The following is a 24736-nucleotide window of genomic DNA, read 5'->3' on the forward strand; positions in this document are numbered from 1 at the left end:
ACCAGCGGCCGCGCATGGGGCCGGGGCATTCCGGCAATAAAAAAGCCCCGCCCGAAGGCGAGGCACTTTCCATGAATATTTGGTGGAGCTGAGGGGACTCGAACCCCTGACCCCCTGCATGCCATGCAGGTGCGCTACCAGCTGCGCCACAGCCCCAAATATTTCAGTGTTGTAGTAATCCAGAGGATTTCTTTCCACCGCAAACCCTTCGGTTTCCCGAAGGTTTTGGTGGAGCTGAGGGGACTCGAACCCCTGACCCCCTGCATGCCATGCAGGTGCGCTACCAGCTGCGCCACAGCCCCAAAACTTGAGTTGTTCGCCTCACTTTTCCGGTGACCGGGGCGAAGCAACTCCTCTACCTTAGTACAAATCGGCAGGAGCGCAAAATCCAGCCCGGGCCCGGTTTAACGGGCCGTGCGGCGGGGTTTTCAGCCCTCTACCGGTCCGGTGGGGAGGGAGTCCAGGCCCACGTTGTGCTGGGTCAGATGCCAGGCCGGACGGCCATGCCGGTCCGGGGTTTCCTGCAGCACTGACCAGTGACAGTTGGAGACACCGGAGATGACTGCCCAGGATTCAGTGGGCAGCCCGAGCAGGGCACAGATCCCCGCGCGGATCGCTCCCCCGTGGCTCACGGCCACCAGGGTTCCACCGGCCGGCACGTCCTGCACGGCCTCGTTCACCGCTTCTGCAACGCGCATGCCGACGTCGACACGTGTTTCGCCGCCGCCGGCGCGGACGCTGCCGACACCGGCAGACCAAGCTGCCAGCATCGCAGCGTCCTGCTCGGCTATTTGGGCGAAGGTTTTCCCTTCCCACTGCCCGGCGTAGGTCTCCCGCAGCCGTTTGTCCTGAACTACCGCCGGTGCCGTATGCGCGGCCAGGGCCAGGGCCGTGTTCAGGGCACGTCCCAGGTCGGAGGAGATGATGGCATCGGGCTGCAGATGGCGCAGCACCTGCGCGGCGTGGGCCGCCTGCCTTTCACCGCCCGCGTCCAGGGCAATGTCCTGCTGGCCCTGGAACCGTCCCACCCGGTTCCACTCGGTACGCCCGTGCCGCCAGAACACCAGCCGGCGGGAAGCGGACCCGGGATCCCAGGGGGCAGGGGCACTCATGCTCTGTGCTTACTCGCCGCCCGCAGGGGCGTCTTCCAGCTGAAGGTCAACCGCCGGGCAGTCCTTCCACAGGCGCTCCAGTGCGTAAAACACCCGGTCCTCCTCATGCTGGACGTGCACTACAACAGTTGCGTAGTCCAGGAGCACCCAGCGGCCCTCGCTGCGTCCTTCGCGGCGGACCGGCTTGAGGTCCATCTTGGACAGTTCCTCTTCGATGCCGTCAACGATGGAGTTGACCTGGCGTTCGTTCGAGGCTGAGGCGATGAGGAAAACGTCGGTGATGGCAAGCCGTTCACTGACGTCGATAGCAACAATGTCATCGGCAATCTTGGCAGACGCCGCTTTGGCCGCCGCCCGTGCAATGGCGATGGATGATTCGGTGGCGCTCAAAGTGGTTCTCCTTGGTGTAATCGGTCAGCCGCCAAGGCCGCCGACGATCATTAGTACTCCGACGATCAGGGCAAGTGTGCCCAGACCTGCAACACCGAAAACGGCAAAACGCAGTTTCCGGGTACGGCCGAGTCCGGCCGTCATAACATCAAGTGGGTCCAGGCCGAAGGCGTTGCGGGCACCGACGGGCCGTGCGGCCTCTTCGGACGCCAGGGGCGGATTCACCAGCGCATCGGCGCGGGCCAGTATCCGGGAATGCCGCACATCCGCGGCGTCCGCAGTGCGGCGCGGGGCGCCCGCAGGCTGCCTGGTCGGCGCCTTGCCCGGGACCACGGGAAGGGACCGCGCCGGCGGGGCATCCGCCTTGGGAGTGGATGACGTCACAATCGGCACATGGGAGGTGGGTGGTGCCTTCATGACGGGATGTTCCATCCCGGGCACCTTCACAAACTCCAGCGGTGTGACCATGGCCAGATTGTGCGCCGTCGACGGATCGTTGGAGGAAGGCCTGCGCTCCTCGTTTTCCCGGGAGAGTTTCTGCATGGCCTCCGTGCGGCGGTTCAGGACCTTTGCACGCTCAGCCAGGGCTTTCTGCTGCGCCAGCAGTTCAAGGTCAACCGCGTGCGGATCATCCGCCTGCATGGCTTCCATGGCGGCGATCTGGTTACGGGCCTGGCCCTCGAGTGCCTCGCGGGCGGCCAGTGCCTGCTCAACGGTCATGCCGGCAATGTCGGCGTTGGGATCACCGGCGGTCTCACCACCCGCGGCACCCTTGGCCGGCTTGGCGGTTCCGGGCCGGCCCTTGCCTTCCCGGGCTGAGCGGGTCTGGGCTTCAGGGGTCTGAGCTTCGGGGGTCTGGGCTTCAGGGGTCTGGGCTTCGGCGGTTGGCGCCGCCGGGCTTTCCGTTTCGGGGCCGTCCGCTGCCGGGGCAGCAGAACCCGCACCGGCATTACGGGCCCGACGCCGGGACTCGACTCCGTGCGCCGGCTTCCCGGGGGTCTTCGGCGAGTCGGTCTTCTCCCCGGCATGCACGGGCTTTGCCGATACAGCCTCTTGCGCTGAACCACCGCGGGCGGATGCATCGGGTCCGGTTTCAGCCCTGGTCCGGCCCTCGGAAGCCTGTTCCCTGGCAGCATCGGCAGCCGGCTGGCGGCGGCGTTCACGGCGCAGGGGCGCCGCGTCAGCGGAGGTAGCAGCGGCCGCCGGTTTCGACGGTTCCGGGACGGAGGTCGCTTCCGGAACCGGTGCTACGGCGTCATTCCCGCCCAGCGCCGCCGGTGCTGAGGACCTGGTGTTCGCCGCTGCAGCCCGCTGCTGCTGCTGCAGCCGAAGCTGGCGGCGGGTGGGAGGAGCGGTTCCGGAGTCACTGCGTTCCGGCGTTTCGGCCAGCGCCTTGTAGGCACGCAGTGCTTCGCGGTCGCGGGCACGCTGCTGGGATTCACGTTCCCGCGGGCCGGCCGGCGAATCCACCGGTGCGTCAGCCGCCCTACGGCTGCGCCTCGGCGCTTCTGCAGACTCTGGACCGTTAGTCATTTCCTACCCATCCGGTATGTGTGTTTACGCTACTGGTTCTGTTTTGGTTTCCACGTGGTTTGCCGCCTGGCCGGCGGGGGCATAGAGGCGGTGCTTAGCTATGTACTGAACCACGCCGTCCGGTACCAGGTACCAGACCGGCTTCCCCTCAGCCACCCGCCGTCGGCAGTCCGTGGAGGAGATGGCCATGGCCGGCACCTCCATCAGCGAGACATCCTCGCGGCCGACGTCTTCAAGCACATGCCCGGGACGGGTCACGCCTACAAAATGCGCCAGGGACCACAGTTCCTGGATGTCCTTCCAGGACAGGATCTGGGCCATGGCATCGGCACCGGTGATAAAGAACAGTTCGGCATCCGGCCGGGCCGCCTTTAAGTCACGCAGCGTATCGATTGTGTAGGTGGGGCCGGGCCTGTCGATGTCCACCCGGCTGACCGTGAAGCGGGGATTGGAGGCGGTGGCTACCACGGTCATAAGGTACCGGTGCTCAGCAGGGCTGACCTGCTGGGCGGCCGGCTTGTGCCACGGTTCGCCCGTGGGCACAAAAACGACTTCGTCCAAGTTGAACATGGACGCCACTTCGCTGGCCGCTACCAGGTGGCCGTGATGGATCGGGTCAAAGGTTCCACCCATCACGCCCAGGCGAACCCTGGGTGTACCGTTCCTATCGGTGCTCTGCGGTTCACCCATGGGGAAGAACGCCTCCGCTGACTCCACGTGTCAGGTCAGTCCTGAATGGCCTGGCCGTGATCGTGCTTGTTGGGGAACTGCCGCTGCGGATCTACGTGCTCTGCCTCTGCCTCATGCCGGTTGCCGACGTTGGTGAAGGACACCGTGATCAGCATCATCAGCAGGAACGCCGCGAAGATCACTCCGCCGTAGACGTACGGTGACGCCGGCAGTTCGACGTGGTGTTCCTCGGCCATTTCCGCAGCAGTAAGCACGGCGCCCGTAAGCTGGATCAGCATGTATCTCCCCTAGAGAGCAGTAGTCGCCGGGTAGCCGGCGGGGTCGGTTTCTAAGTCAATGGTACGCGTAACGCGCTGCACATCGCAGCCGGACGCCACCGGGGGCGGCCGGAGAGCATCTGCGGGTCCGTCAGGCGCGGGTGTGCCCGTCGCCCTGGATGATCCATTTCGTGGTGGTGAGCTCCTTCAGCCCCATGGGTCCGCGCGCGTGCATCTTCTGCGTGGAGATGCCTACCTCCGCGCCCAGGCCCAGTTCACCGCCGTCGGTGAAGCGTGTGGAGGCGTTGACGATGACGGCGGCCGAGTCAATATCGGCGATGAACCGTTCCGCGTTGGCCAGGTCATTGGTGATGATGGCCTCAGTGTGTCCCGTGGTCCACCGGCGGATGTGTTCCACTGCCTCGTCCATGGTCCCGACCACGGCCACGGCCAGGTCCATATCCATGTATTCGCGCCCCCAGTCGCCGTCGTCGGCAGGCTCGGCGGTGACTCCCGCCGGCAGCAGTGCCATGGCGCGCGGATCGGCATGGAGGCGCACCCCGGCCCCGGCCAGTGCGGCCAGCACATCGGCCGCTGCCGGGGCGTCCTGGTGGATGAGCAGGGTTTCGACCGTGTTGCAGACGCTGGGCCGCTGCGTTTTGGCGTTGAGGAGGATGTCCACGGCCATCTCCACCGGCGCGCTGCGGTCCAGGTAGATGTGGACGTTGCCCTCCCCTGTTTCGATCACGGGGACCGTGGCGTTGGTGACCACTGACTGGATCAGTGACCGCCCGCCGCGCGGGATCAGTACATCCACCCGCCCGCGGGCCTTCATCAGGATGTTCGCTCCCTCACGGCCGAACCGGTCAACGCTCTGTACCGCGTCCGCGGGCAGTCCCTCGGCCTCGAGTGCGTCGCGGATAATGTCCACGAGCACGCCGTTTGTCGCAGCTGCAGCAGAGCCGCCGCGAAGAATCACGGCGTTGCCGCTCTTTAGCGCGAGTCCGGCAATGTCCAGGGTGACGTTGGGGCGTGCCTCGTAGATGGCGGCCACCACGCCCATGGGCACGTGCACCTGGCGCAGCCTCAGGCCGTTGGGCAGGGTCTGCCCGCGGGCCACGGACCCCACGGGATCCGGCAGCCCGGCAAGGTTCTCCAAGGCGCCAACCAGCGCCGTGATCCGTTCCGGGGTGAGCGACAGCCGGTCCAGCAGCGCCTGGGAGGTGCCGTTCTCCCGGCCCGCGGCAACATCCTTGGCGTTGGCTGCCAGGATGGCTTCCTGCTTTTCCTCCACGGTCCGGGCGATCCGCACCAGGGCACGGTCCTTCCAGGCCCGGTTGGCACGGGCCAGGTACCTGGCCGCGCTGCGTGACCTGTCGGCCAGGGCATTTACCTGTGCCTCGACGCCGGTGTCACCGGATTCCGGAAGGCCGGTATCCGCGCTGCTGCCGGCGGTCGGCGTTTCCAGGTTCGCTGTGTTCACTTCAGATGTGTTCACGGAAGTCATTCCCCCAGTGTAGGTCCAGTACCGGCGTCCGTCTCGGGGGCCGGTGCCTGCTGCTGGCGCAGCAGAACGAGGTCGTTGACGTGTACTACGGCGCGCTCGTAGCCGCGTCCCAACTCGCGGGAGAGCTCCCGGGTGGACCGGCCCAGCATGGAAGGCAGCTCGTCCGATCCGTAGTTGGTCAGCCCGTGGGCGATCACGCGTCCCGCGGCGTCCTGCAGGGCCACCGCGTCACCGGGCTCAAAGGAGCCCTTGACGGCAACAATTCCGGCGGCGAGCAGTGAGCGGTGCCGGTCCCCCACGGCCCGGGCGGCGCCGTCGTCCAGCACCAGGGTTCCCTGGATCCGGGCGAGGTGGGCCAGCCACAGCAGCCGGATGGACTGGCGGCGGCCGCGGGTGGTGAACCAGGTGCCCACGTCCTCTCCGGCCAGGGCAGCGGCGGCGTTGGCCGTGGACGTGACGAGCGCCGGGATGCCCGACTCCGCGGCAATGGTTGCGGCTTCGACCTTGGTGGCCATGCCGCCGGTTCCCACGCCGGCCTTGCCCACGCGGCCAATGCGGACATCGGCAAGGTCCCTGGGACCGGTCACTTCGGGAATGCGGCGGGCACCTTCGGCAGGCGGGCCGTCATAGAGTGCGTCGACGTCGGAAAGCAGGATAAGGGCATCGGCCTTGACCAGGTGAGCCACGAGGGCGGCGAGCCGGTCATTATCGCCGAACCGGATTTCGTGGCTGGCAACCGCGTCGTTTTCGTTGACAATGGGCAGCACGCCGAAGTTCAGCAGCCGCTCCATGGCCCGGTGGGCGTTGGCATGGTGGGCACGGCGCATCAGGTCCTCGATGGTGAGCAGCACCTGGCTTACGGTGACACCATGCTCGCCGAAAGCTGCGGTGTAGCGGGCCATCAGCAGTCCCTGGCCCACGCTGGCGGCAGCCTGCTGGGAGGACAGCTGGGTGGGGCGTTTGCTCAGCCCCAGCGGGGCCAGTCCGGCACTGATGGCCCCGGACGAGACGAGGATAATCTCCGTTCCCTGGGCGTGCCGGGCGGAGAGCACATCGGCCAGGGAACGCAGCGCCGTATCGGAGATTCCCCCCACCACGGAGGTCAGGGAGGAAGAGCCGACCTTGACGACAATGCGGCGGGCACGTGCCAGTCCGGACCGGGAGGTAAGCGCACGGCGGGCAGGAGCGGCGAATTCGGTGTGTTCACTCATATCCTGCCCAGCCTATGCGTTAGTTCCGGCCGCCTGCCGGTGTGTGAAGCCTTTAGTCCGCTTCATTACCCTCGGTGTCGGCCGGCCGGGACGAGTGCTTGTAGTTGACCGATTCCGTCCAGATACCGGCCCGGCGCTCGTTTTCCAGCTCCTCGCGGGCAGCAGCCCGGGCATCCCTGCGCTTCTGGTGGTCTTCGCGCTTCTCCTCGCGGGTGGGGCGGGAGAATTCCTCAATGCGGATATCGCTGCCACGCGGCGAGGCTGCGAGCAGTTCCGCGCCGCCGATCATCGTCGGCTCCCAGTCAAAGACCACGCCGTCGCCCTCGCCAATCACTACGGCGTCGCCGGGCTTGGCGCCTTCCTTGAACAGCCGTTCCTCCACCCCGAGCTTGGCCAGGCGGTCTGCCAGGTAGCCCACGGCCTCGTCGTTGGTGAAGTCGGTCTGCTGCACCCAGCGGACCGGCTTTTCACCGAGGACACGAAAGAGGGGCTCCAGGTTCCGCTCCTCGCGGCGGATGCTGAATCCGCCCTTGCCGTTGACCGATCGCGGCTTCAGGACCGGCGGCTGGACGCGCGGCGGAGCCTGCTCGACCGAGTCGCGGGCTTCCTGCACAATCGCGGCCATGGCGAAACCGAGCTCGCGCAGGCCTTCGTGGCTGGCTGCGGATACTTCAAACACGCGGTAACCGCGCTCTTCCAGTTCGGGGCGCACGAATTCGGCCATGTCGCGGCCGTCCGGCACATCCACCTTATTCAGCGCGACCAGGCGCGGACGGCGGTTCAGCGGTACGACGTCGCCGTCAGCGCCCGCGTAGCTCATGTCCACTTCGTACTTCTCGAGTTCCTGCTCGATGATTTCAAGGTCACCGATCGGATCCCGGTCGGTTTCCAGTGCGGCGCAGTCCAACACGTGCACCAGTGCCGCACAGCGTTCCACGTGCCGCAGGAAGTTGTGCCCCAGGCCCTTGCCCTCGGACGCGCCCTCGATCAGCCCGGGCACGTCGGCCACGGTGAAGCGGACATCGCCGGACTGCACCACACCCAGGTTCGGGATCAGGGTGGTGAAGGGGTAGTCCGCAATCTTGGGGCGTGCCGCTGACATCGCCGCAATCAGCGAGGACTTACCGGCTGACGGGAAGCCGACCAGAGCAATGTCGGCAATGGACTTCAGCTCCAGGACAATGTCCCGCTCCTCCCCCGGGATGCCCAGGAGGGCGAAGCCGGGAGCCTTGCGCTTCTGCGAGGACAGGGACGAGTTGCCCAGGCCGCCCTGGCCGCCGGCAGCGGCAATGTACTCGGCGCCCTGGCCAACCAGGTCCGCGAGGACTTCGCCGTCCTTGCTCTTCACCACGGTGCCGTCCGGAACCGAGAGCACGAGGGTTTCGCCGGTCTTGCCTGCACGCCAGTCACCCATACCGTTGCCGCCGTTGGTGGCGTGGCGGTGCGGAGCGTGGTGGTAGTCGAGCAGCGTAGTGGTCTGGCCGTCCACGCGCAGGATGACGTCGCCGCCGTCGCCGCCGTTGCCGCCGTCGGGTCCGCCGAGGGGCTTGAACTTCTCACGCTTGACGGACACGCAACCATGGCCGCCTGTACCGCCCGAAACATGCAGCACTACGCGGTCTACAAAACTGGCCATGGTTCTCCTTCAAAGGAACTTCTTGATCATGCCAATTCTACTTGGCTTAAAAAACGACGGGGCGGGCCATCAAGGCCCGCCCCGTCGGAAAAGCTAATTGCCGGTGATTACTCGGCGGCTGCAGCAGCCACGATGTTCACGACGCGGCGGCCGCGACGGCTGCCGAATTCAACTGCTCCTGCTTCCAGGGCGAACAGCGTGTCGTCGCCTCCGCGACCAACACCCTCGCCCGGGTGGAAGTGGGTGCCACGCTGGCGAACGATGATTTCGCCTGCCTTGACAACCTGGCCGCCGAAACGCTTTACGCCGAGGTACTGGGCGTTGGAGTCGCGACCGTTGCGAGTGGAACTCGCACCTTTCTTATGTGCCATTTCTTTGCCTGCCTTTACTAACTGATATTGAAACCCTCAGGCGGGATCACACCCGCGTTCCCGGCCCTGGGGCCGGCAGGAGAATCAGGAGTTGATGGACGTAACCTTGACCTTGGTCAGCGAGGAGCGGTAGCCCTGACGCTTCTTGTAGCCGGTCTTGTTCTTGAACTTCTGGATGACAATCTTCGGACCCCGGAAGTTCTCGACGATTTCTGCAGTCACGGTAACCTTGGCCAGGTCCTGTGCAGCAGAGGTGACCTTGTCGCCATCAACCAAAAGCAGGGCAGGCAGCTCAAAGGTGCTACCGGCTCCACCGGGGACGCGGTCCAGGGTTACGAGGTCTCCGACGGAAACCTTTTCTTGGCGGCCGCCAGCGCGGACAATCGCGTACACCACTTGGGAACTCACTTCTCTCGACGTTTAATACTTGGATGCGCATTTAGCGGGGCCAGATTTGTGCCCGCCTTGCGCCATGCAGTCACGCCCTGTACCGAAAAACGGATTCGAAGGCGTTCGCACCGAAGTTCAAGGCTACGCTAAGGGGCCACAACCCGCAAATGCGCTCGGTGGATACACCCTGCACATATACGGTGAGCCCCCGCCACCGACTTCCGGTGTCACTGCTCGGAGTCTACTTTATCCCATGGAAGCGCGGTTCCGGGCATTCACGCGCCGAAGCCGGCCGCTAACAGCCTTAAAACGCGGCGGGCGGCCCGGTCCGAGGGGACCAGGCCGCCCGTCGGCGGTTTCGGGGGGAGGCGGCTACAGCTCCGAAGCCGGTACGCCTACGCCCAGGATCACCGGAGCGGGGCTGCCCGCGGTTTCCTGACGGACGGCCTGCTGCCGGGGCTCGGCCGTCACGGTGTGGCGTGCCTGGACCTGCGGCGCAGAGTCCCCTGCCGGAGCCGTCACTTCAGCGGCACCCTGCGGGCTGCTGGCTGCACGGCGGCGGCGTGCCCGGCGCACGGGCGCCTGCTCCTGCTGCGGCGCCGGTGCCTGGCGCACGGCCTTGGGCTGCTGCGCCTTCACCTCCGGTGCGTGTGCCGGCGCTGCCTTATCCGAGGCTGCGCTGTCCGGCCCTGCACTGTCCGAGACTGCCTTGTCCGAGACTGCACTGTCCGCTCCGGCGGTTTCCTGCGCAGCCGGAGCGACGACGGAAGCCACCTCGTTGAAGGCTTCCGTGAGGCTCTCCAGCGTCAGTGCGGGTTCCTGCTTGGCGGGACGCCGGCGCTGCCGGCGCGGAACCACCACCGTCTCCCCCTGGATGTTCAGGACCGCTCCGGGTTCGGTATCGGAACCGTCGGAGTCGTTCCCGGCGGGTGCCGCAGTTTCGTCGGTTGCTCCGTTGCCGGCAGCAGCGGCATCCACTACCTCATGGGCAGCGGCTGTAGCTGCGGCAATGCTGGCCAGTGCGGCACGCGCGGCCTCGGCTTTCGCCTGGCGCTCTGCGTCCTGCTGGACCGGTTCCTCCACCGGGGCGGGCTGCTGCTCGGTCGCCGGAGCACCGGCGTTCTGTCCGCGGTCCCGGTTCCGGTTCCGCTTGCGGTCCCCCCGGGTCTGCTTTTCCTGCCGGAGGTGCTGCTGGTGGTTGTCCTCGGTGACGGCGTGGCTGTGGCCCGACGGCGTGTGGCTGGTGCTCCGGCGGTGTTCCACGGGAACATCCTGCGTGACAACGCCGCGGCCGTCGCAGTGCTCACAGGTCTCCCCGAAGACCTCCAGCAGTCCGGTGCCCATCCGCTTGCGGGTCATCTGGACCAGGCCAAGCGAGGTCACCTCGGCCACCTGGTGCTTGGTGCGGTCCCGGCCCAGGCATTCCACCAGGCGGCGCAGCACCAGGTCACGGTTGGCTTCAAGGACCATGTCGATGAAGTCGATGACGATGATGCCGCCGATGTCGCGCAGCCGCAGCTGGCGGACCACTTCCTCCGCCGCTTCCAGGTTGTTCTTGGTGACGGTTTCCTCCAGGTTGCCGCCGCTGCCGGTGAACTTACCGGTGTTGACGTCCACCACGGTCATGGCTTCGGTACGGTCGATCACCAGGGAACCGCCGGAGGGCAGGAACACCTTACGGTCCAGGGCCTTGGCGATCTGCTCGTCGATGCGGTGTGCGGCGAAGATATCTTCGTCCTTGGTCCACTTCTCGAGCCGGCCCACCAGATCCGGAGCCACGTAGGTCACGTAGGCCTCGATGGTGTCCCACGCCTCGTCACCGGAAACCACAAGCTTGGAGAAGTCCTCATTGAAGACGTCCCGGACCACCTTGATGGTCAGGTCCGGTTCTCCGTAAAGCAGTTCCGGCGGCAGCGTCTTGGTGGATTTGGATTTGGCTTCGATGGTCTCCCACTGGGCGCGGAGCCGGTTGATGTCATTCATCAGCTCCTCTTCGCTGGCTCCTTCGGCCGCGGTGCGCACAATGACGCCGGCGTTCTCGGGCAGGTGGTCCTTGAGGATCTTCTTAAGCCGGTTGCGCTCGACGTCGGGCAGCTTGCGGGAAATACCCGTCATCGAGCCGCCGGGAACGTACACCAGGTAGCGGCCGGGCAGGGAGATCTGGCTGGTCAGGCGTGCACCCTTGTGCCCCACGGGATCCTTGGTGACCTGCACCAGGACCGAATCACCGGATTTCAGCGCCAGTTCGATCCGGCGCGGCTGCCCGTCCAGGCCGGCAGCATCCCAGTTGACCTCACCGGCATAAAGCACGGCGTTGCGGCCGCGGCCAATGTCGACGAAGGCGGCTTCCATGCTGGGAAGCACATTCTGGACCTTGCCAACGTAGACGTTGCCGATCAGGGAGTCCTGCTGGGTGTTGGAGACAAAGTGCTCGGCCAGCACGCCGTCCTCGAGGACGCCGATCTGGATCCGCTCATCGCGCTGGCGGACAATCATCTGGCGGTCCACGGACTCGCGCCGGGCCAGGAACTCGGCTTCGGTGATGACGTGGCGGCGGCGGCCGGATTCGCGGGACTCGCGGCGGCGCTGCTTCTTCGCTTCCAGGCGGGTGGAGCCCTTGACGCTGGTGACGCGGTCCGACGCCGGTGCGTCGGCATGCGCACGCGGTGCCCGTACCCGGGTGACCGTGTTGGGCGGATCATCATCCGCTCCCCCGGTCAGTTCCAGGTCCGCGTCTCCGCGGCGGCGGCGCCGGCGGCGGCGCGACGTTACGCCGTCGGACCCGGTGTCCTCGGGGCCGGTGGAAGTACCGTCTTCGCTGTTGCCGGACGTGCCGGCCTCGGTTTCGGCTCCTTGGCGGCTGCGGCCACGACGGCTGCGGCGGCGGGACCGGCCCGAATCGGCAGCGGCATCGTCTTCGTCTGTTTCATCCGCGGCGGCCGGCTTGGCCACCGGTACGGAACGTACGGCGCTCAGGTCGGGAGCATGGAACAAAACGGAGGTAGGCGATTCCGGCACCGTGAACGGATCCAGGGCGGACGTGGGGCCGGCGGCGGCTGCTTCTTTGGTCTGCGCCGCTTCTTCTGTCGCCGCTTCTTCTGTCGCTGCGTCTTCTTCAGCCTGCACTGCCGGCGCCTCTTCGGCGGCCGACGGCAGGACCGGCTCCGCGGCGGCAACGGTTTCCGGTGCGCTTTCAGCTGAGCGGGCCGGTCCGGTAGGCGTGCTTGCCCGCCGGCGGGTGCGCTTCTTGGGGGCCGCCTTGGCGGAGTCCCCGGCGTCGCCGCTCACGGAAGCGTCAGTGGATTCCTCGGTAACCGGGGTGGCCGGCGCGGTGTCAGCCGCTGCAGCGTTCTCCGAGTCAGGGGCTTCGGTATTGGTGGATGCCGGTCCGGCTGCCAGGGTCACTTCTTCTGCGGCGCTGTCAGTGGCTGCCGGTGCCTTTTTGGCCGGTGCCCGGCGCCTCCGGACTGCCTTGACGGGCGCTTCAGCGCCGGGTTCTGCGGATGCTTCGGTGCTGTCGGCGGCAACCGGCTGCGCATCGGCGGGCGTCTCGGCAGCGGGAGTCTCGGCAGCGGGAGTCTCGGCAGCGGGAGTCTCGACAGCGGCGGGCTTCCTGCGGGGTGCGCGCACCCGCTTGGGCTTTTCTGTTGCCGCCGGCTCAGCGGGAACGTCCGTCTGCGGCGCTGCGGGGGCGGACTGTTCCGGCGTGTTTGCTGCAGCGGTGGTTCCTGCACCCGTGTCAGCGGCGGAAGACGCCGTTGGCGATGATGCCGGAACGGACTTGCGGCGGCTGCGGGTCGCTTTCTTTACCGGCGCGGTGCCCTCAGCATTCAGGGCATCGTTCTGGTCATTCACAATGTCTGGATTATTCATTTAGGCCTATGCTCCGGCCCTGCGGCACTGGCCACATTCCAATGCCAAAGGGCAATGAGTCGGCTGTACGGTGGCATCGCAGCCTGCCCGCCAGCCGGAAGTCGTCTGGATGTCATTCGAGGTCGTGCCAGCTGTGGGGCGCGGTATCACTCGAAGACCAGCGGCGCTTTTCCTGCTACCTATGCGGAACGGATAACTACGTTTCGGCTATGGGTAGGTCTGGCCGGCGGATTCCCTGGTTCCCATCCGGATTGATGGGCTAGCTACATGGGAAGCATCACCGGAAGAACCGGAAGCCTGTCGCTGGACCGGTGACGGAATGTGGTTCCGCCATCAGCCAAAGTCATTATCTCATACGGCCGCGTTTTTGGCCCTCCCCAACGCATAGACTCGACGCAGACAACTACTCGGCTAAGGAGCTTCCGTGCCATCCAGTGCAGCCCGCCCATCTCCGGGCAACGTATCCCCGGAACCGTCCCGCGTTCGGGGCGGCGAAGCAGAAGCGGTCCCCCGCGAACGCCGCTCGTTTATGTGGACGCTGCTGATTACGGCAGTGGTTGGCTGGATAGCGTCAGGAATCCTGGTCATTGAACGCCTGCGTGTTTACGCGGACGCCGGCTACATCACCAGCTGCGACATTAACCCGTGGGTTTCCTGCGGCACGGTGTTCCAAACCTGGCAGGCCTCCATCTTCGGCTTCCCGAACCCGCTGATAGGCATAGTCGCCTTCGCCGTTGTCATCACCACGGCCATGGGCCTGCTGGCCGGTGCGCGTTTTGCCCGCTGGTACTGGATCGGACTGCAGATCGGTGTCACCCTCGGCATGGCATTTGTGGTCTGGCTGTGGAGCCAGGCGCTCTTCGACATCTACGTGCTGTGCATTTACTGCATCGTTGTCTGGGCCGCCATGATCCCGCTGTTTGTCTTCACCACCATCCGCAACCTGGCATCCGGTGTTATACCCGCCTCTGCGGGGCTGGTCCGGTTCCTGACCGATTGGGCCTGGGCCATTGTCGTGCTCCTGTGGGTGGCGACGGCAGCATCCATCTTCTTCCGGTTCCTCAACTCCTTTATAGGCGGCTAGGAACCCCTTTCAGCCCGCGGCCGGTGTGCGCTAGCGGCCGCCCTGAACCGGCATTCCCCAGGCAAACACCACAGGTATCTCCTGGTCCTGCCAGGTGGCTTCCAGTGAGGGATCCGGTGCGGTTCGTCCGTCCAGGTCCAGCAGCCGGACCACTGAGAATTCCCAGCCGCCGTGCTCCAGCACGGACACGGTCCAGTCCTGCGGCTCATACGGAGGTGCATCCACCAGTTCGGCGCCGTCCGGCATTCCGCTGCTGCGTACCTTCATGGATTCCGGCAGGAGTTCGCGGACGCCATTCTGTTCGGTGTACTGGGCTGCCTGGCCCTGCTTGGAAAAAAGCGCCGCTTCGAGCGCCTGGGCGTACGCCGGATCCCCCAGTGCGTCATAGACCCAGCGCCGGCCAAGGACGGAGTGGTCCATCTCGGTAATGAGGAACCGCTCGGCACCGGCCAGCGGCGCACCGCGGTAGGTGAGCGGTACCTGCACCGTCACCCCGCCCGCTGCGACAATGAGGGTTTCGATCCCCACGGCGCCTTCCGGATCGTCAAACCGGAAGGCACACAGCTTCTGCGCGGTCACCGGTTCCTGCGTTGGGAACCACACCGTTGTGGGCAGCCAGTCTGAAATAAGGTCCATCTTGCCGGGACGCAGCTCGGCGTCATAAATGAGTGCCATGGGCACAGCTTAGGCGTAACCGGCTAACCGGTGCGGAATTTCCGGCACCCGTTTCCGGTTCCCGCCTTAACCGCCCGGAGGATATTTACGGGCGGTCCCGCACCATCCAGAGGAGTTCCATGCGTCGAACGAACGCTGCCCAGCCACCCCAAACCACACCCCGCACAGCATTGGTAGCCGGGGCTACCGGCATTGCCGGTGCTGCCCTGGTGGACCTGCTCACCCGGGAGGCATGGACCGTCCTGGCCCTGTCCCGCAGCGGCGGCGCCGCCGACCCGGCGCGCCCCGGCGTCGTACCGGTGGCAGCGGACCTGACGTCTCCGGACAGCCTGGCGGCAGCGCTGGCCGGCACCCGGCCCACCCACGTCTTTTTCACCTCCTGGTCCCGGCAGGAGACGGAGGCGGAGAACATTGCCGTGAACTCGGCAATGGTGCGCAACCTGCTGGCCGCGCTGACCCATGCACAGTTGGAGCACGTGGCCCTGATGACCGGCCTCAAGCACTACATGGGACCGTTTGAGGCGTACGGCGAGGGCCCGATGCCGGACACGCCGTTCTCCGAAGACGAGCCCCGGCTGCCGGTGGACAATTTCTACTATGCGCAGGAAGACGAACTGATGGCTGCCGCGGAACGGCAGGGCTTCGCCTGGTCCGTCCACCGCGCCCACACCGTCATCGGTTTCGCTGTTGGCAATGCCATGAACATGGGCCAGACACTGGCGGCGCAGGCCACCCTCTGCCGCGAACTCGGGATGCCGTTTGTCTTCCCCGGCTCCGAAACCCAGTGGAACTCGGTCACGGATATGACCGACGCAGGCCTGCTGGCCGAGCACATGCTCTGGGCAGCCACGGACCCCGAGACGGCCAACGAGGCGTTCAACGTGGTCAACGGCGACGTGTTCCGCTGGCGCAGCCTGTGGCCGCGGCTGGCTGAATGGTTTGGCGTTGAGCCGGAGGGCTTTGAGGGACACATCCGGCCGCTGGAGGAGCAGATGGCCGGAATGGGTGACACCTGGAAGGAACTGGCTGTCCGGCACAATCTGGCCGAAACCGACCTCGGGCGGCTGGCCTCGTGGTGGCACACGGACGCGGACCTGGGCCGCAAGGTGGAGGTACTGACGGACATGAGCAAGAGCCGGCTGGCAGGCTTTACCGGCTACCGGCGCACCGAAAACGCTTTCAAGGATCTGTTCCTGCGGCTGCGCAGCGAGAACCTCATTCCCTGATCCCGCTGCGTCCGGCGCACAGGAGACGGAAAAGGCCGGCACCGCAAACGGTGCCGGCCTTGAGAACCTCAGGCTATTTGAACCAGATGCCGATTTCGCGTGCTGCGGACTCGGGCGAGTCTGAACCGTGAACCAGGTTCTGCTGGACTGCCGTTCCCCAGTCGCGGCCAAAGTCGCCGCGGATGGTGCCCGGAGCCGCCGTCGTCGGATCGGTGGTGCCGGCCAGTGAACGGAATCCTTCGATGACCCGCTCGCCTTCCAGGACAGCGGCAACAATCGGGCCGCTGAGCATAAACTCCACGAGCGGCTCATAGAACGGCTTGCCCTGGTGCTCCTCGTAGTGCTCTTCGAGGATGGCCCGGGTGGCTTCGGTCTTCTTCAGTTCCGCCACGGTGTAGCCCTTGGCTTCGATCCGGGCCAGGATGGCGCCGGTGAGGCGGCGCTGGACGCCGTCGGGCTTGATCAGGACGAGTGTGCGCTCGGTGCTCACGGTTGTATCTCCTAGAAAGTTCGGGTGTCTGGTCTAAGCCTAGTCGGTGCCGGGAGCGGTTTCCGGGCCGCTTGCGGGGCCGGTCTCCCCCGGATGCGCTTTTTCCCATTCAGCCTGCTGTCGGTCCCGTTCACGGTTTTCCCGGTCCAGCCGCATTCCGGCCCGCAGCCCGTACCACCAGGTGAGGGCGAAGAGCACACCCACCAGGAACATCATGGGTTCCAGGAGACCGGTGGCGATGATGACCAGCTGCAGGATCCAGCCGATCACCGGCCCGGCAGGCTTGGACAACAGGGCGCAGGTGCCCACCAGCGCTGCTGCCAGCAGCACACCGCCACCCAGCAGCAGCGCCGGGGAGATGGTGCCGCGGTGCAGGCCAAAGACCGCCAGGGTGCCGAACAGCACCACGAAGGCTTCCAGCGTCAACACTGTGGAGGCGAACATAACCTTCACGGAGCGGCGCTTTTTGGGCATACCCGGGCGCCATTCACGCTGGGCCTTGGTCAGTTTTGCCATAACCGGCTGCCTACTTTCCGAGGAGGGTGCGCGCTTCGGCGACCACGGTGATGGATCCGACAACCAGTACGCCGCCGGACAGGTCATTGTTCTCTTCGGCCTTTTCCACCGCACGTTCCAGGGCGTTGTCCAAGCCGGCCTCCACTTGGATGTCCTCGTCCGCGAACCCGGCATCCACCGCGTCCTGGACAAGTTCCTCGGCCGGGATGGCGCGCGGCGAGCTGGACTGGGTGAGAACAACACTGCTGACCAGGTCCCCCAGCTGCTCGCGCAGCTCACTCAGGATGCCGACGGCGTCCTTTTCCGCCAGGATGCCGACCACCAGCACCAGCGTGCTGAAGTTGAACGCTTCGCGGAGCGCTTCGGCGGTGGCTTTGGCCCCGGCAGGGTTGTGCGCGGCATCCACCACGATGGTGGGGGCGGTCCGCACCACCTCGAGGCGGCCCGGAGAGGTCACGGTGGAGAACCCGGTACGCAGCAGTTCGACGTCGAGCTCCTTGGTGCCGCCGCCAATGAAGGCTTCCAGCGCCGCCACGGCCACGGCAGCGTTCTCCGCCTGATGCGCCCCGTGCAGGGGAAGCAGGAGGTCCTCGTAGCGTCCGGCCAGGCCGTTGATGGTGACCATCTGGCCGCCCACCGCCATAACCCGGGAGTCAACGCCGAATTCGACGCCTTCGAACCGGAACGGGACGCCGGCCTCGTGCGCCTTTTCCAGCAGCACCTGCGCAGCTTCCATCGGCTGGGCGGCACTGATGAGGAACCCGTTCTCCTTGATGATTCCGGCCTTTTCATAGGCAATATCGGCAACGTCGTCACCGAGCAGGTCCGTGTGGTCCAGGGAGATCGGGGTGACCACCGAAACCTGTCCGTCGCCCACGTTCGTCGCATCGGTGATTCCGCCGAGGCCCACTTCAATCACGGCAACATCCACGGGCTCGTCGGCGAAGACGGCAAACCCGAGGATGGTCACAGCCTCGAAGTAGGTCAGCCGCGGCTCTCCTGCCGCCTCCAGTTCGGCGTCGACAATGTCCAGGTACGGGCGGATTTCATCCCAGATCCGGACAAACGTTTCATCGCTGACGGGTTCGCCGTCAATGCTGATCCGTTCAGTCACGCTGGTCAGGTGCGGACTGGTGTAACGGCCGGTGCGCAGCCCGTAGGCGCGCAGGCCCGCCTCGATCATCCGCGCCGTGGACGTTTTGCCGTTGGTGCCGGTGATGTGGATGATCGGGAAGGCCTTGTTCGGCTCCCCCAGCACCTCCATGGCCCGGAACAGCGGAGCCATGCGCGGCTCCATCTTGTTTTCCGGGGCACGGCTGAGCAATTCGGCGTACACGCTTTCCACGGAGAAGCCGTCAATGGATCCGGACGGACGGTCTGCTGCACTCATTAGATCTTCTCCACGGTGACGATGTACTTGTCGGTGTCCTTGTCGTCGTCGGTGACCGTCAGGTCGCCGACAACAATCAGTTCACCGGTCAGGGTCTCCCTCTTGATCAGCTCGGCATTGGCCGCCAGCGCTTCGGCTTCGGCCTCCCCCGTCCGAACCGTGGTGCGGATGCGGTCGCTGATGTGCAGGTCCGCGTCGCGGCGGGCCTGCTGGATGGCACGGATGCCGTCGCGGGCCACGCCTTCGGCCGCCAGCTCGGGCGTGACCTCGGTGTTCAGGACCAGGAAGCCGCCGCCGGGCAGCACTGCAACCGCCTTCGCGGATTCGCCGTCGCCGGACTCCACGACGGTTTCCAGGGTGTACTCATGTTCTTCCAGCGGCAGGCCGCCGGCGGTGACCGTACCTGCGTCGTCCACCGACCAGTCGCCGGACTTCGCAGCCTTGATGGCGGTCTGGACGTTCCTGCCCAGGCGCGGGCCGGCGGCCCGGGCGTTGACCACCAGCTTCTGGCTGATGCCGAACTCGGCCGGATCTGCGGAGGCAGCCTCGACCAGGCGCACGTTCTTCAGGTTCAGTTCATCGGCGATGATCGCGGCGAACTGGCCGGAGAGCGCTTCGGCGTCCGGGGCGACGACGGTCATTTCGGACAGCGGCAGGCGCACCCGCAGGTTTGCCCCCTTGCGCAGGGAGGAACCCACCGAGGCGATCCGGCGAGTGAGGTCCATGCGCTCGACCAGTTCCGGGTTGTTCGGGAACAGGTCCGCATCCGGCCAGTCGGTCAGGTGCACCGAGCGGCCGCCGGTCAGTCCCCGCCAGATTTCCTCGGCGATCAGGGGCAGCAGCGGTGCGGCGACCCGGCAGACCGTTTCCAGGCAGGTGTAGAGCACGTCGAAGGCCTGCGGATCCTCGTCGAAGAACCGGGTGCGGCTGCGGCGGATGTACCAGTTGGTCAGGGTGTCGGTGTAGGCGCGCAGGATCTCGCATGCCACGGACACGTCGTAGGTGTCCAGGGCGCCGGTCATGTCCCGCACCAGGTCGCCGGTGGCGGCCAGCAGGTAGCGGTCCAGCGGCTCGGTGGAGTCGTAGCGGGCCTTGGCCTCGTAGCCGTTGCCGTTGTTGGCGGCGTTGGTGTAGAGGCTGAAGAAGTGCCAGACGTTCCACAGCGGCAGGATGGCCTGCCGGACGCCGTCGCGGATGCCCTGTTCGGTGACAATCAGGTTGCCGCCGCGCAGGATGGGCGAGGCCATCAGGAACCAGCGCATGGCATCGGATCCGTCGCGGTCCAGCACCTCGGAGACGTCCGGGTAGTTGCGCAGCGACTTGGACATCTTCTGCCCGTCCGAGCCCAGGACAATGCCGTGGCTGATGACGTTGCGGAACGCCGGCCGGTCAAACAGGGCGGTGGCGAGCACGTGCAGGGTGTAGAACCAGCCGCGGGTCTGGCCGATGTACTCCACGATGAAATCGCCCGGGTTGTGGCTTTCGAACCACTCGGCGTTCTCATGCGGGTAGTGCACCTGGGCGTAGGGCATGGAGCCCGAGTCGAACCAGACATCCAGCACGTCCTCCACGCGGCGCATGGTGGACTGGCCCTCTTCCGGGGTGCGGGGATCGTCGGGGTTGGGCCGGGTCAGCTCGTCGATGAACGGGCGGTGCAGGTCCGGCTTGCCCTCCTTGTTCAGCGGCAGCCGGCCGAAGTCCGCTTCCATTTCGGCCAGGGATCCGTAGACGTCGGTGCGCGGGTAATTGGGGTCATCCGAGACCCAGACCGGGATGGGGCTGCCCCAGTAGCGGTTGCGGCTAATGGACCAGTCACGGGCGTTTTCCAGCCATTTGCCGAACTGGCCGTCCTTGACGTTGTCCGGGATCCAGTTGATCTGCTGGTTCAGCTCGACCATGCGGTCCTTGATCTTGGTGACCTCCACGAACCAGGAGGAAACCGCCTTGTAGATCAGCGGGTTCCGGCAGCGCCAGCAGTGCGGGTAGCTGTGCTCGTAGCTGGCCTGGCGCAGCAGCCGGCCGTCGGCCTTCAGGGCGCGGGTGATCGGCTTGTTGGCGTCGAAGACCTGCAGGGCAGCGATATCCTCCAGGGCGGTCTGCGCGAACATGGGCAGGAACTTGCCGCCCTCGTCCACGGAGAGGATCACGGGGATGCCGTTTTCCTCGCACACCTTCTGGTCATCCTCGCCGTAGGCCGGAGCCTGGTGGACAACACCGGTGCCGTCGGTGGTGGTGACGTAGTCAGCCGTGACAATCCGCCAGGCGTTCTCCGTCCCCCACTTCTCCGTGTCGGTGTAGATGTCCCAGAGCGGCGCGTACCGCAGTCCGGCCAGGTCCTTGCCCAGGTGCACAGCGGCAACGGCCGCGCGGGCGGAGTCGGCGTCGTCGTACCCCAGGTCCTTGGCATAGGAGCCCACCAGGTCCTCGGCGAGCAGGAAGCGGCCTTCGCCGGCCTGGGTGCCGTTGGGGCCGGCGGGCACGACGGCGTAGCTGACCTCGGGTCCGACGGCCAGGGCCATGTTGGTGGGCAGGGTCCACGGCGTGGTGGTCCAGGCGATGGCCTTGACGCCCTCCAGCTCGGCGGAGAGCGCGTTGTCACCGGCGATCAGTGGGAACGTCACAGTGACGGTCTGGTCCTGGCGCATCTTGTAGACGTCGTCGTCCATGCGCAGCTCATGGTTGGAGAGCGGAGTCTCGTCCTTCCAGCAGTACGGGAGCACCCGGAAACCGCTGTAGGTCAGGCCCTTGTCATGCAGGGTCTTGAAGGCCCAGATGACCGATTCCATGTACTCGACGTTGAGCGTCTTGTAGTCATTCTCGAAATCCACCCAGCGGGCCTGGCGGGTGACATAGTCCTGCCACTCGCCGGCGTACTTCATAACCGAGGCACGGCAGGCATCGTTGAACTTGTCGATGCCCATCTTCTCGATCTGGACCTTGTCGCTCATGCCCAGCTGCTTCATGGCTTCCAGTTCGGCCGGCAGGCCGTGGGTATCCCAGCCGAAGCGGCGCTCAACCCGGCGTCCGCGCTGGGTCTGGTAGCGGGCCACCAGGTCCTTCACGTAGCCGGTGAGCAGGTGGCCGTAGTGCGGCAATCCGTTGGCAAACGGCGGGCCGTCGTAGAAGACGAACTCGTTGTCGCCATCCTGACCGGCGGAACGGGCGTCAATGGAGGCCTGGAAAGTGCCGTCCTTGTCCCAGTACGTCAGAACCCGTTCTTCGAGTTCCGGAAACTTGGGCGAGGAGGGAACGGCAGCGCCGTCGCCTGTGCTGGCCTTGGGGTATACAGAGGGCATAATCGTCATCCTGTTAGCGGCAAGTAAATCTGGCTGTGGAATTCAGGATGCGAGGGCGGCTGTCCCGTTCCGGCCCGAAGACCGGCGGTAAACCGCGGTACCACCTCGCTTGCCGCCGTGTGTGCCCCGCTGAGTGCCGGGGAACGCGCGACTGCCGCTCGTTGACTGCTGTGACGGGCTTACCCGTCCGGTTCTACTGGGCCCTCCGCGCCGGAGCGGGGTGGCTGTTCTTCCGGAAGCTCACCGGTGATAGCCGGGTCGAAGCTGCTTCGCACAAGTTTAGGCCACGCCCGCGCCGGTTGTCGAAGCACCGCAGCCTGTGCGGGCCTGACCGCGGACCTGACCGCGGGCAGGGCCGCGGGCCGGGCCGCCGCCACGGGGACGGCCGGCCCGGCTGCGGGGACGGATTAGCTGCCGGTGCGGATGACCTTGTGCTGGGCTGCCTGCGCCAGCGGCCGCAGCACCACCTGGTCCAGGTTCACGTGGTGCGGCAGGTTCAGGGAGAAGGCCATGACCTCGGCAACGTCCTCGGCGGTCAGGGGCTTCTCGACACCGGCGTACACCTTATCCGCCGCGTTCGGATCCCCCAGCCGGTTCAGGGAGAACTCCTCGGTCTTCACCATCCCGGGAGCTATCTCGATCACCCGGACGTTGTGTTCAGCCTCTTCCAGGCGCAGGGTGCGGGCCAGCATTTCCTCGCCCGATTTGGCCGCGCAGTACCCGGCGCCTCCTTCATAGGCTGTTGAGGCCGCCGTCGAGGTGAGCAGCAGGACGGAACCGCGGCCGCTGGCCCGCAGCGCCGGCAGGAATGCCTGTGTCATCCGCAGTGCGCCGAGGACGTTGACGTCATACATCCGCTGCCAGTCACTGATGCTGCCCCCGGCAACGGAGTCCAGCCCGAAGGCCCCTCCGGCGTTGTTGATCAGCGCATCCACTCCCCCGCCGGCCAGCACCGTTTCCGCCAGCTGCGCCACGGACGCATCGTCGGTAACGTCCGCGGCCACAGGGACGGCGCCTGTCTCATCCGCGAGCGCCTGCAGCCTGTCCACACGCCGGGCCACCGCGACCACATCCCATCCTGAGGCCCGGAGCGCCCGTACAGCGGCGGCTCCAATGCCTGAACTTGCTCCGGTAACTACTGCCCGCTTGGGTGTGATCTCAGTCATGTGAGCTACTCTAGCCACGGTTTGCGGCCTGCCCCGTGTTCGTTACGGACCGCTTAGCCTAGGCGTGGGCGGGACTGTTCCTGCCCAGCGCCGGTTGGTTGCCGGGGCCGGTCGGTTTGTGCCGGTCCGGTTCGAGGGCCTACCAAGCCCCCACCTGCCGCCTCCGGGCCCCACCGCGGTAGAGCGGACGCCAGGTCCTGCACGTGCGATGTACGAGTTCAATGAAGCTGCCAGGACTGTGCAGGATCATCTCGGCAGTAACGCGCAAGGTGACCAATCCGCCGGAGGTCGAACAGTTCCAGCGCTGCCGGTCTTTCCGGTATTCCGTCCGCCCACTGTGGAAGGCGTAGCCGTCAATCTCAATGATCAACCATCCGTCGATGAGGAAGTCAACGCGGCCGACTCCGGGCAGCATCACCTCCTCCTGCGGGAGGAAACCGGCGGCAAGGAGGTGGAAACGGGCACAGACCTCCAGAGGGGAAGCGGTCGTCCGGCGCACCGTTTCCAGCAGTCGGGCGATTCTCCAGTCCCTCAGTCCTGAAAATTCCTGTTTCAGGGTTTCCAGCCCCACGGCGTTGCAGACCACGGCGGACTCAGCGATCACCAGGGCTTCCACACTGGGAAGACAGCAGAATGCGTCGCGGACGATCTCCCGGGGTGCTGCTATCAGCCGGTGGCCCGAGCGGCGCCCCCGATGCAGCACTGTGTCCGGGAGGGTGAGCGCCCTGTCGCACCGGAGATGAACCGGGCCGGGAGGTGCCAGCACCCACCAGTCCAAAAGGGAGGCTGCGGACACGCAAGACAGCGATGCCCCATTGCGGGCCGCCCGAAGCAGGGCAGGATCGGCACCCTCCAACGCCAGGAGGCCCCGACCAACCCGCCGAAGCAACCCGGAACGCACGGCCGCATCCACCTGCCGCTGGGAAAACCCGTTTGCCACCAGTGTGCCTTGCCGGGCCAGCCAGTGCCTGGACCTGAGGAATGCTTCGAGTTCCTGCATTCCCCCACCCTCGCCGTCGCACTCAACCACGAGTCGAGCAGTGAACTGTCATGTGAAGGATCGGACTGCATCGTGGCCTATTCTTCTGCTCTGTGGAGGGACAGTCGCAACTGAGTTCTTCCCGGCCGCCGGCTCAGTCCACAATTGCGTACTTTCCCACCTCCGTCGGCTTCCTTCGCCAGTCGCACCTGACCCCTTTCCCCTCTGCCGGCAGCTTCCCTACCCGAACTTCCCACACTCCGGGGCTGGTGTTACTGATGGGGTCACGGCAGCCACATCCGTACCGAAGCGTGGGAAATTCCAAGAGCCCTCGGCCCGGAGAGGCCCTGGCAACAAGCCGGCCCCTGCCTCCGACACCCCTGGGCCGGGAATGGGCCCCGCACGGGCCCCCGGCCTCGCACGGACACCCGGCACCGCACGGACACCCGGCACCGCCCCGCCGCGCCCGCGCCCGCACCCGCACCCCGGGAACCCTACGCCCCGGGTGCGGGCCCGGAGAGCAGATAGTCGCGCAGGACCACCGCCTCGTTCTCCTTCTCATTCCGCGCCCCGAACAGCAGCACTGTGTCCGGCCGGGACCGGCACTCGAGACTGAAGTCCGCCACCTCGGGATTCTGCTCCAGCTCGCCGCGGTACCGCTGGACAAACTCTTCCCAGCGCTCCTCCCGGTGACCGAACCATTTGCGCAGGTCGGTGCTGGGGGCCAGGTCCTTCAGCCATTCATCCAGGCTGGCCCTTTCCCTGGACACCCCGCGCGGCCAGAGCCGGTCCACCAAAACCCGGAAGCCGCCGTCGGGAGGTGCGTAGATCCGCCGGATACGTACATTCCATGACGGGGATTCGCTCGTGGACGCCATACCGGGATGCTACTGCCGGCGAACCGTGCCCGGACAGTGCCTCAGACCATAGCGCTGCATGGAAGA

21 protein-coding genes and 2 tRNA genes are annotated in these 24736 nt (G+C 66.1%); 2 read left to right on the top strand and 21 right to left on the bottom strand.

What is annotated here, in order from left to right; all coding sequences use genetic code 11:
- Positions 1-80 precede the first annotated feature (80 nt).
- The 13 genes from MUK71_RS09880 to MUK71_RS09940 form a co-directional block, all read right to left on the bottom strand.
- Positions 81-156 (bottom strand) — tRNA-Ala (locus tag MUK71_RS09880).
- A 70-nt stretch (positions 157-226) separates the two neighbouring features.
- A tRNA-Ala gene (locus MUK71_RS09885) sits at positions 227-302 on the bottom strand.
- 126 nt (positions 303-428) lie between these two features.
- Complete coding sequence (locus MUK71_RS09890) at positions 429-1112, bottom strand: histidine phosphatase family protein (RefSeq protein WP_227901598.1); 684 nt, start codon at positions 1110-1112, stop codon at positions 429-431.
- 9 nt (positions 1113-1121) lie between these two features.
- Positions 1122-1502: a ribosome silencing factor gene (rsfS, locus tag MUK71_RS09895; protein ID WP_227901596.1), complete on the bottom strand. Its 381-nt coding sequence runs from the start codon at positions 1500-1502 to the stop codon at positions 1122-1124.
- Positions 1503-1526: 24 nt separating this feature from the next.
- Positions 1527-3035: a hypothetical protein gene (locus MUK71_RS09900; RefSeq protein WP_227927679.1), complete on the bottom strand. Its 1509-nt coding sequence runs from the start codon at positions 3033-3035 to the stop codon at positions 1527-1529.
- 24 nt (positions 3036-3059) lie between these two features.
- Complete coding sequence (gene nadD / locus MUK71_RS09905; RefSeq protein ID WP_227901965.1) at positions 3060-3725, bottom strand: nicotinate-nucleotide adenylyltransferase; 666 nt, start codon at positions 3723-3725, stop codon at positions 3060-3062.
- 35 nt (positions 3726-3760) lie between these two features.
- Positions 3761-4003: a hypothetical protein gene (locus MUK71_RS09910; protein ID WP_227901593.1), complete on the bottom strand. Its 243-nt coding sequence runs from the start codon at positions 4001-4003 to the stop codon at positions 3761-3763.
- A gap of 130 nt (positions 4004-4133) precedes the next feature.
- Entirely contained in the window at positions 4134-5489 is a 1356-nt protein-coding gene (locus MUK71_RS09915; protein ID WP_227927678.1) for a glutamate-5-semialdehyde dehydrogenase, read from the bottom strand.
- The gene (gene proB, locus MUK71_RS09920; protein WP_227927677.1) at positions 5486-6700 is read right to left on the bottom strand and encodes a glutamate 5-kinase; all 1215 of its coding nucleotides are present in this window, start codon (positions 6698-6700) and stop codon (positions 5486-5488) included. The genes MUK71_RS09915 and proB overlap by 4 nt, the downstream gene beginning before the upstream one ends.
- A 52-nt stretch (positions 6701-6752) precedes the next feature.
- Positions 6753-8336: a GTPase ObgE gene (obgE, locus tag MUK71_RS09925; protein WP_227901589.1), complete on the bottom strand. Its 1584-nt coding sequence runs from the start codon at positions 8334-8336 to the stop codon at positions 6753-6755.
- Positions 8337-8443: 107 nt separating this feature from the next.
- Complete coding sequence (rpmA, locus tag MUK71_RS09930) at positions 8444-8707, bottom strand: 50S ribosomal protein L27 (RefSeq protein ID WP_104053918.1); 264 nt, start codon at positions 8705-8707, stop codon at positions 8444-8446.
- A gap of 84 nt (positions 8708-8791) precedes the next feature.
- On the bottom strand, positions 8792-9103 hold the full coding sequence (gene rplU / locus MUK71_RS09935) for a 50S ribosomal protein L21 (RefSeq protein ID WP_146361875.1): 312 nt from the start codon (positions 9101-9103) through the stop codon (positions 8792-8794).
- 366 nt (positions 9104-9469) lie between these two features.
- Positions 9470-12970 (bottom strand): ribonuclease E/G, encoded by a 3501-nt coding sequence (locus tag MUK71_RS09940; RefSeq protein ID WP_227927676.1) that lies wholly within the window; start codon positions 12968-12970, stop codon positions 9470-9472.
- A 529-nt stretch (positions 12971-13499) separates the two neighbouring features.
- On the opposite strand from MUK71_RS09940, the gene MUK71_RS09945 reads away from it, so the two are divergent.
- On the top strand, positions 13500-14054 hold the full coding sequence (locus MUK71_RS09945; RefSeq protein ID WP_227901587.1) for a vitamin K epoxide reductase family protein: 555 nt from the start codon (positions 13500-13502) through the stop codon (positions 14052-14054).
- Positions 14055-14084: 30 nt separating this feature from the next.
- On the opposite strand, the gene MUK71_RS09950 is transcribed toward MUK71_RS09945, so the two are convergent.
- Positions 14085-14729 carry a maltokinase N-terminal cap-like domain-containing protein gene (locus tag MUK71_RS09950; RefSeq protein WP_227927675.1) on the bottom strand — a complete coding sequence of 215 codons (645 nt, stop codon included), beginning with the start codon at positions 14727-14729 and terminating at the stop codon, positions 14085-14087.
- A 119-nt stretch (positions 14730-14848) separates the two neighbouring features.
- Here MUK71_RS09950 and MUK71_RS09955 point away from each other — a divergent pair, with 119 nt between their 5' ends.
- A complete protein-coding gene (locus MUK71_RS09955; protein ID WP_227927674.1) occupies positions 14849-15955 on the top strand; it encodes an SDR family oxidoreductase in 1107 nt (368 codons plus the stop codon).
- Positions 15956-16028: 73 nt separating this feature from the next.
- Here the strand turns inward: MUK71_RS09955 and ndk are convergent, their stop codons facing one another.
- The 7 genes from ndk to MUK71_RS09990 all read right to left on the bottom strand — a co-directional run bounded on the left by ndk (position 16029) and on the right by MUK71_RS09990 (position 24670).
- Complete coding sequence (gene ndk, locus MUK71_RS09960; protein ID WP_227901569.1) at positions 16029-16445, bottom strand: nucleoside-diphosphate kinase; 417 nt, start codon at positions 16443-16445, stop codon at positions 16029-16031.
- 39 nt (positions 16446-16484) lie between these two features.
- Positions 16485-16961 (bottom strand): DUF4233 domain-containing protein, encoded by a 477-nt coding sequence (locus tag MUK71_RS09965; protein WP_227927673.1) that lies wholly within the window; start codon positions 16959-16961, stop codon positions 16485-16487.
- 10 nt (positions 16962-16971) lie between these two features.
- Complete coding sequence (locus MUK71_RS09970; protein ID WP_227901567.1) at positions 16972-18351, bottom strand: bifunctional folylpolyglutamate synthase/dihydrofolate synthase; 1380 nt, start codon at positions 18349-18351, stop codon at positions 16972-16974.
- The gene (gene ileS / locus MUK71_RS09975) at positions 18351-21647 is read right to left on the bottom strand and encodes an isoleucine--tRNA ligase (RefSeq protein WP_227927672.1); all 3297 of its coding nucleotides are present in this window, start codon (positions 21645-21647) and stop codon (positions 18351-18353) included. The genes MUK71_RS09970 and ileS overlap by 1 nt, the downstream gene beginning before the upstream one ends.
- Before the next feature lie 407 nt (positions 21648-22054).
- On the bottom strand, positions 22055-22813 hold the full coding sequence (locus MUK71_RS09980) for an SDR family oxidoreductase (protein ID WP_227927671.1): 759 nt from the start codon (positions 22811-22813) through the stop codon (positions 22055-22057).
- Positions 22814-22952: 139 nt separating this feature from the next.
- Positions 22953-23429: a hypothetical protein gene (locus MUK71_RS09985; RefSeq protein ID WP_227927670.1), complete on the bottom strand. Its 477-nt coding sequence runs from the start codon at positions 23427-23429 to the stop codon at positions 22953-22955.
- An 857-nt stretch (positions 23430-24286) separates the two neighbouring features.
- The gene (locus MUK71_RS09990; RefSeq protein ID WP_227927669.1) at positions 24287-24670 is read right to left on the bottom strand and encodes a DUF488 domain-containing protein; all 384 of its coding nucleotides are present in this window, start codon (positions 24668-24670) and stop codon (positions 24287-24289) included.
- Between the last annotated feature and the right edge of the window lie 66 nt (positions 24671-24736).

The organism is Arthrobacter zhangbolii, assembly GCF_022869865.1.
GTDB lineage: Bacteria > Actinomycetota > Actinomycetes > Actinomycetales > Micrococcaceae > Arthrobacter_B > Arthrobacter_B zhangbolii.